This window comes from Methylocystis sp. sgz306128, assembly GCF_056032725.1.
In genome coordinates this window covers 112139-120392 of the sequence record NZ_JBVYWO010000009.1, presented here as the reverse complement: position 1 = coordinate 120392, position 8254 = coordinate 112139, and the positions used below count along the sequence as shown (strand labels likewise).

The following is an 8254-nucleotide window of genomic DNA, read 5'->3' as shown; positions in this document are numbered from 1 at the left end:
ATAACCCGCAACGTAAGCATGTCAGAAACGGCATGCTGTCACCGGCTGACTTCGAGCAGCAGCAAAAATTGAAACTGCAAGGTGTCTAGAAAACTCGGGGCTATTCACCCATCCGAGCGGATTTGTACTCAATTTACGACAAAAGCCTGATCCCGATTACGTCGTTTTGCACCGTGCCGCCTGTCGGAGCATTTCAAGAAAAAATCAGATGCCAAACGCATATACCGGCAAAAATTACCGAAAAATATGCTCCGAGGATCAAAACGAACTTGAACATGCCGCACGCCGAGAGGGGCGATCAGACGGTTCATTTTCAAAAAAATGCAGTCTATGCCGACCGTAATTCAATTTGTGTCCAGGCTCTCCAAAAAGACAGCCTCACCGTCTGTTGTAGAGGCTATTTTCTGCGCTCAATTAGAACCCGCGTCCAAAACTTACTTACAGATTTTGGCAGCTTTAACAAAACTTGTAACGCTTAGAAAAGTCGCTGGAACGCACTATACCATGCGCTCTAGCCATGCCTTTGAACCCGAATTGTCTCGTCAAAGCGCAAAATTGCGAAAACACAGCCGCAACGTATCCCCGCCCCTCAGATCTTCACCTGAAACAGCTGAGCGGGACGGTGACGGCCAATTTCGCGTTGTTCAACCTCTTCCAACCAATCGAGCTTTTGAACCTGTCGGTAAAAATTTGCCCTATTGAAGGCTTTGCCCGCAACTTCATTCATGGCTGTGACCAGATCCGACATTTTAAAAAGCCGTGGCATCATGCGCGGTACCAGGCGAAGCTCTTCATCGAGGGCTCGCAATCTCAGTAAGCCAAGGGCGTCACGCACGATCTGGGCATGATCAAAGGCCAGACCGGGATCGTCAACAAGACCTCCGGCCCCGATTTCGAACCAGCGCGCCTGTACGGCATCGGTCGCCGCATTCAGGCGAACTTCATCCTCCCGCACACATGCAAGATAAGCGATGGAAATAACCCAGCCGCGCGGGTCACGATCGGGCTGCGAATAGATACCAAACTGAACAAGCTCGGTCTGAGCAACACCGGTTTCTTCATTCAATTCTCGCAAAGCGCACTGCTCGACGGTCTCATGATTTTGCACAAAGCCGCCCGGTAGCGCCCACGAACCTTTGAACGGCTCCTGGCCTCGCTCAATTAGAAGGACGCACAACTTGCCATGGCGGAGGGTGAAGGTGGCAATATCGGTTGCAACGGCTGGGCGCGGATAATGGTAAGTGAACATGGCTACTTTGTTTCTTGACGACACAAACGCGATCTGATATTGTTTCAATATTACACAAACACGCAATATGTCAAATCAAAGGTCACGCGTCCGTGCATATCAAAACAAGCCACACCCATCCTCTGCAAATAGCCGAGGTTATGCCCGATAACCATTCAGGCGTTATCGGAATAACATTTTGTCCGGGCAAAAAGATTGATTCCCTTTGTGGCGGCTCCTGGCAAAGAGATCTGAATGTCGATCTTGACGCCATCGCCGCCTGGGGCGCAACCAGCGTCGTTACCTTGGTTGAAGACCATGAGCTCTCGATGATGCAGGTGACATCCCTCGGCGCGCAGGTCAGGCAGCGCCATATGAATTGGCTGCATTTGCCGATAGTCGATGTATCGATACCCGATGCTGAATTTGAGGCCGCCTGGAAACATGCCGGTGAAGGCCTGCGAGCGCAGCTGCGCACGGGTGCGCGCGTGTTGGTACATTGTCGTGGGGGTCTTGGCCGGGCTGGTATGATCGCGGCACGGCTGCTTGTCGAACTTGGAGATAGCTCAGACCGTGCGATTGCCAAGGTGCGGTCGGCTCGGCCAGGCGCAATCGAAACGTCCGAGCAAGAAAACCATATATATCTGCAGCGTGACATCGACGAGCCCTCCCCATCCAAAAGCCAAGAGGCCGTGAAAGATCGTGCGGTTGGAGCTTTGATCGGCCTGGCGATCGGCGATGCGCTGGGAACAACATTGGAATTTGCGCCGCGCAACGATAACGCGCCCCCTCTCACAGATATGGTCGGTGGCGGACCCTTCAATCTAAAACCTGGTCAATGGACCGATGATACCGCGATGGCGCTCGCATTGGCCGATAGCCTCTTGGCGGCTCCGGAACTTGACGAAACAGACCTCCTGCAACGCTTCGTCCAATGGTGGCGAGACGGCACCTACTCGTGTACAGGCAGGTGCTTCGACATTGGGAACACAACGCGCAATGCCCTGCAGCGATTTGAATTAACGGGCGCGCGCCACTGCGGCGATGTTGAAGCCTATTCTGCCGGCAATGGTTCGCTGATGCGCCTTGCTCCAGTGGCAATCCGGTATTTCAATCATTCGGAACGACGCCGCGACATTGCCGCTCGCCAAAGTCGGACGACACATGGCGCGCCTGAAGCCGTCGACGCCTGCATATTGTTTGCCGATATTCTGGCTGATGCCATCAACGGCTCATCCAAAACAACCATCCTGCGCCCACGCGACGGGTCCTATGCAGGACATATCCCGGATCTTGCCAGAGGCGCCTGGCATCGCAAAAATCGGAATGACATTGAAGGCAGTGGCTATGTTGTCAAATCTCTTGAAGCCGCACTATGGTGTGTTTCGAGAACCTCGGATTTTGCCAGCGCAGTCCTTCTTGCCGCCAATCTGCGTGATGACGCGGATACAACCGCGGCAATTACGGGCCAACTGGCTGGCGCGCTATATGGCCTATCAGGCATTCCCAGTGCCTGGCTTGATCGACTCGCCTGGCGGCCGGACATCGAAAATCGGGCACGAACCCTCATTCAGTCAGCTTTTTTGAACAACGCCCCACAGTAACTCTAGCGATCGTCTATAGGCACAGTCCAGCCAATTTGAAACGCCCCGGGATTGTCGCAGGCTCTCACTCCAACGTAGCATAAGGAGATAACGAGCAAGACAACGCATAAATTTTCACCCGAGATGCGGGCCGGAGCCGGGCGAATGGTTCTCGATCAAGAGAAGGATTACCCATCGCGCCGGGCTGCGATCTCCTCGATCGCCGCCAAGATCGGCCCTTCGCCCCGCAGTTTAAACGATTGGGTGAAGAAAGCTTAAGAACGCGAATAGCGAAGCTGGACGAACAGGAAATGGACGCATACCTTAAGCCAACACGTCTCCGGCAAACCCGATGCGGTTCATGTCAGGCGGCAGCGTACGAAACGTGTAGACGATGACCGTAATGCGGCAAGATTGCGAGAGCTAATGCGCATCCTTCATACTGCTGACTGGCATATCGGTCAGACATTGAACGGCTGGTCCCGCGAGACGGAACATCGGGCCTTTCTCGATCAACTTCATGATTTGCTTGTTGCCGAACAGGTCGATGCGCTGCTGGTTTCTGGGGATGTATTCGATAGCATCAATCCTTCGGGCGAGGCGCAAAGGTTGCTTTACGGGGCGATTGCTCGCATGGTTCGCGCCATCCCGCACCTCCAAATCGTCCTAACTGCGGGTAACCACGATCCGGCGCAGCGACTGGAGGCCCCCGAGGCCGTATTAAACGAATTGGGTGTGCATGTGCTGGGCACGTTGCGACGAGGACTGGAGGGTGTCGACCTGGACCGGCATCTTGTTCCACTCCGAGATAGCACCGGTGCAATTCATGCATATGTTCTGGCTGTACCGTTCCTTCGGCAAGCGGATTTGCCGGGATTGCAGCTTGGAGCCGAGAATGGAGTCGAGCCCGCTGTCGTTGCCGCGGTTCGCGCCCTCCATTCTGAGATGACCGAAGCTGCTTTAGCGCGTACGGCTGGCATACCACTTCTGGCGATGGGCCACCTGACCTGCTCGGGCGGCCTTGCCTCAGAAGGGGCAGAGCGGCGAATCCTGATCGGAGGCGAACATGCTGTTCCACCGGATATCTTTCCTGCGGATCTTTCCTATGTCGCTCTTGGCCATCTGCACAGACCGCAATCCCTGGACGGCGGGCGCGTGCGTTATTCCGGATCACCCTTTCCGTTGTCGGCCAGCGAAATATCTTATAACCATGGTGTAACGCTGCTTAATCTCGAAAATGGGTTCGTTCCGCGCCATATTCCGCTGACTCGTACTGTGCCCATGTACCGCCTTCCTGCCACGGGATCGGCGCCGTTTCCAAAGATACTGGCAGAACTTGCGAATCTAGATCTACCCTCTGAGACACCGCGAGAAGCCCAGCCCTTCCTTTACCTTTCCTTAACAGCAGATCGTCCCGTCACCGTGTTGGCGGCAGAAGTGGACGCGTTGATGGAGCGTACAGCCGGACGGCTTGCCGGTCTTTCGATTCAGCGTACCGATATCGCGACTACGGCAGCCTCGCCCGCCACGCTAGCCGAAACTTCTCCCGAGGATCTGTTCCTGTCGGCTTTCCGCGAGGCCCATGGGATCGAACCGGATACCCAGCATCTGGCCGCCTTCCGCGATGCGTTGTCAGAGGTCTAAACTATGCGCATCCTGTCGATTTCCGGCCAGAACATTGCAAGCCTCTCGGATCGATTCGAGATCGACTTTACGGCGGCACCACTGAATGGTGCGGGCCTCTTTGCCATCACCGGCGAAACCGGGGCTGGCAAGTCCTCGATCCTCGATGCCATGTGCCTCGCTCTTTACGGCGAAGCACCGCGCCTTGCCTCAGGCGCCTCCAGTGATGAGATTCCGGATCCCTCGGGGGAGGCCATCAAGGCGAAGGACGCGCGGGCCATCTTGCGCCGCGGCGCGGTTCAGGGATGGGCCGAGGTGCGCTTCACCGCGCTGGATGGTCATGACTACATCGCTCGCTGGCAAGCACGTCGCGCTCGCGACAAGGCCGATGGCAAGTTGCAGAACGTGTCCCGATCGCTGGCCCGGGCCGCCGATCAGCAGGTCCTGGCGAGCCAGACAACAGCAGTAACCGAGCAGATGACCGCATTGACCGGTCTGACCTATGAGGAATTCCGGCGAACTGTTCTGCTGGCTCAGGGCGATTTCGATGCCTTTTTACGCGCTGATACCAATGAACGCGCTGGATTACTGGAAAAAGTGACGGGCACTGTTCTCTACCGCACGGTCTCAACCCGGATCTATGAACGGACAGAAGCAGCGCGGCAGGTGCATGATAATCTGGCCCTGCGCCGGGGTGAGCATCGCCTGCTATCTGAAGAAGATCGTGCCGCCTTGGCTGAAGAGATCGCGGCATTGGTGGCGCAGAATGCGGCCGCAATGGCTGAGCGGGCCGCGCTTGTAGGAGATCTTGAACAGCACGCCCGCCATTCCGAAGCGGCGCGCCAGCTTGCCTTGGCGGAGGCTGCGGAAGCGATGGCACTTTCAACAGCCCTCAACGCGGAACCCGATAGGGCCCGCCTGAGACTGATTGAAAAAGCCGAGCCCTTGCGTGCGCTCTGGATAGCAATTCAGGATACGCAGAGACGGGTTGACAGAGCCAATTCCGAACTCGTCGAAATACGCCAGCTTCGCGATAAAGCTGCGGCAATAGCCGAAGATTTGCGACAGGTTGCCGCCGAAGCTGCAGCAGCTTTTGCCGCTAAGGAAGCTGAGTTCAAGACGTTTGGTCCGCAATGGGACGAGGCGGCTTCATTGGACGCCCAGATTGTAACGGCGACCAAGGAGGCGGCCTCGGCGCATTTGACTGCCGCAGATATGGCGAAGGCGGCTGCAACTGAAATCACAGCCGTTACAGAGTTGCGTGATGCGGAAATGGACGCACAGACGGCCTTGATGGCGGCAAATGCAGAACTCATCGACCTTTCATCCGCGCACAGGCTTGCAGACCTCTGGGACCAGGTACAGAGTGACATCCTCGCGCACGCTGACGCGCGGAAAGCAGCCGAAGAGGCAGAGGCCAAGACAGAAGAACTGCAGGCGATTCTTTCGAGCTTGCAGGAGAAGGTCGATGCTCTGAACGAGACAGCGGCGATCAATGGCGAAGAGGAAGCCGCATTGCAGAGCGCGATCAGCAGCCTTTCCGCTAAGATCGCGGCCCTCGAAATCCAACACCAGCCCGAAATGGCAAAGCAGATTTCCGATCTGGCTGCGGCTCTTTGGGCTATAAACCGCGCAGGAGAAGACCACGCCGCCGCCCGAAACGATCTATCTGAGGCGCGGTCAAAGCAAGTATCGGCGCAGAACGCGGCGTCTGAGGCTCAAGAGGCCATCGCTGCCGCCACCAAGACGCTAGCCCAGCACGAAGCCCGGATAGACGCCCTGGCAGCACCGTCGGAACAGGCGGACCTCGCGCTCTCTGATGCCGCGCGCAATCTTCGGCTTCGGCTTGAACCCGATGCCCCTTGTCCGGTTTGCGGATCGACCGAACACCCAATCCATGCCGACGCGGCCTTGGCGGATATTGCGTCACGTCTTCGGGCCGATCTGGCCAGCGCCCGGCAAGCCGCACAAGACGCGCGCAAAGCCCAATCGACGGCGGAACGGCAGCTCGCCCAGGCTGAGGCGCAAGCCGAACAGGCTCGAAACGGGATCACATCGGCCAACAAGCGCCTCGAAAAGGCGGAGAGTGATTGGGCCACGGCACAGACTGAGGCCAGCACCTTGCCCAGCTGCCCTGCACTGTCTGATGCACCCTGTGAAGACCTCACCGCCCTACAGGCTGCGCGCCAGCAGGTCCTTGAGGCGCAGGCGGCAGAGGCCCGGGCGCAGAATGACATAGCGAAACTGCGCAAGGAGCTGGCCCAGGCCAGTGAACGGCGGGAGACCCTGCGGAATCTTTTGAAAGCCAAGGCCGCCGAAAATGAGGAAATCGCAATAGCGAAAGCCGAGGCCGACCGTGCACTGGTTCTGGCGCTGCAAGCCGCCCAGAACCATAATACTTTGGCAGATCGACATGGCGCCGCCGTTGCACCATTTCTGGCGGCACTGGAAGAACCGCTGGACGCGCTAAGCGACCCCTTGCTTGTGCAGCGCCTGAACGCCGTCGTCGCCAGTGTCACCGCTGCGCGCCAAAACCAGACACGCGCCAGGGATATTCTGGCCGATCTTGGACCAAAGATTGCAGGACAGACTAGCAAGTCGGAAGCCGCCGCAGCTGCGGCTGAGCGTGCTCGCTGGCAAGCAGGTGAACGCCAGCATTTGCTTGACGACCTCCTTGCCAAACGCGCGCTGCTTCTTGGCGGCGAGGCCACCTCCGATCACCGCACACGCTTCAACGACAGCCGAAAAGCTGCGCTGTCTCTCCGCGATGAGGCCCAGAAGGCCCATGCTCAGGCCACAAATGAGGCCGTCGCGACTACAACCCGTTACACGGCAGCAGAGAGCGAGCTAACCTCCGCCTTGGCTAAGACTGAGACCGCAAATGCCGAGCTGATGATAGCGCTCGAAGGTCTCGATCTTTCGGCGGAAACACTTGAGGAGTTGTTCGCTTTCAGTAAAGCCGAGGTGCAGACGCTACGTGACCATCTGCGCAGCCTCGACGACGCGGTGACAGCGGCCCGTGCCGCGAGCAACGCACGACGCCTTGATCTGGCCGGACTGCAGGATACTCTGCCCGAAACGCCTCCGGAAGAACTGCGCGCCAGGATCGACGCAATAGACGAGACAGCGACTATCCGACAGCAGCGGCGCGGAGCCATCGAAAGCCAGATCGTCGCGGACGAAGAGAGCCGGCGCAAACTCGCCGGGTTGGAAGAGGAAATCGAAACCGCGCGCGCGGAACTTGATGTCTGGCTGGCGGTCAATGCAGCTGTCGGTTCTCGTAACGGTGACCGTTTCGCCCGATTTGCGCAATCCATCACTCTTGATGTTCTGGCGGACAGCGCCAATCGCCATCTGGCCGATATAAACCCGCGGTACCGCCTACGCCGTGCCGCAGATCTGGCGTTGCAGGTAGAAGACATCGATATGGGCGGCGAAGTCCGGGCCACCCGCAGTCTGTCGGGCGGTGAGCGCTTTCTTGTTTCGCTGGCTCTTGCGCTGGCGCTGTCGCGAATGGGGAGCAAGGGCGGCCTCGCCGCTACCCTCTTCATCGATGAAGGCTTCGGGTCCTTGGATACCACCAGCCTCGATCTGGCCATCGACGCGCTGGAGAGCCTACAATCCCAAGGGCGAAAGGTGGGGGTCATCAGCCACGTCGAGGCTATGAAGGACCGCATCCCGGTCCGCATCATGGTTGCAAAGCTGGGCGGCGGGAAGAGCGCGGTGCGGATCTCTGACAGCAGAGATGTGTAGTTGCCTGCACGATCACTCGAAGATTCAACCTGGAACAGACTGAGTCCCGGGCTGTTCTGGCGGCGCG

At 57.9% G+C, this 8254-nt stretch carries 4 protein-coding genes and 1 pseudogene; 4 read left to right on the top strand and 1 reads right to left on the bottom strand.

The window, feature by feature from the left end; all coding sequences use genetic code 11:
• Nucleotides 1-589 precede the first annotated feature (589 nt).
• Nucleotides 590-1249 (bottom strand): NUDIX domain-containing protein, encoded by a 660-nt coding sequence (locus AC0N03_RS13655; protein ID WP_474289363.1) that lies wholly within the window; start codon nt 1247-1249, stop codon nt 590-592.
• 92 nt (nt 1250-1341) lie between these two features.
• On the opposite strand from AC0N03_RS13655, the gene AC0N03_RS13650 reads away from it, so the two are divergent.
• The 4 genes and pseudogenes from AC0N03_RS13650 to AC0N03_RS13635 all read left to right on the top strand — a co-directional run bounded on the left by AC0N03_RS13650 (nt 1342) and on the right by AC0N03_RS13635 (nt 8187).
• A complete protein-coding gene (locus AC0N03_RS13650) occupies nt 1342-2832 on the top strand; it encodes an ADP-ribosylglycohydrolase family protein (protein WP_474289362.1) in 1491 nt (496 codons plus the stop codon).
• Nucleotides 2833-2955: 123 nt separating this feature from the next.
• Nucleotides 2956-3087, top strand: a pseudogene (locus AC0N03_RS13645) (IS3 family transposase); the annotation flags it as partial.
• A gap of 150 nt (nt 3088-3237) precedes the next feature.
• Complete coding sequence (locus AC0N03_RS13640) at nt 3238-4455, top strand: exonuclease SbcCD subunit D (RefSeq protein ID WP_474289361.1); 1218 nt, start codon at nt 3238-3240, stop codon at nt 4453-4455.
• Between the two features lie 3 nt (nt 4456-4458).
• On the top strand, nt 4459-8187 hold the full coding sequence (locus AC0N03_RS13635; protein WP_474289360.1) for an AAA family ATPase: 3729 nt from the start codon (nt 4459-4461) through the stop codon (nt 8185-8187).
• Nucleotides 8188-8254: the final 67 nt, after the last annotated feature.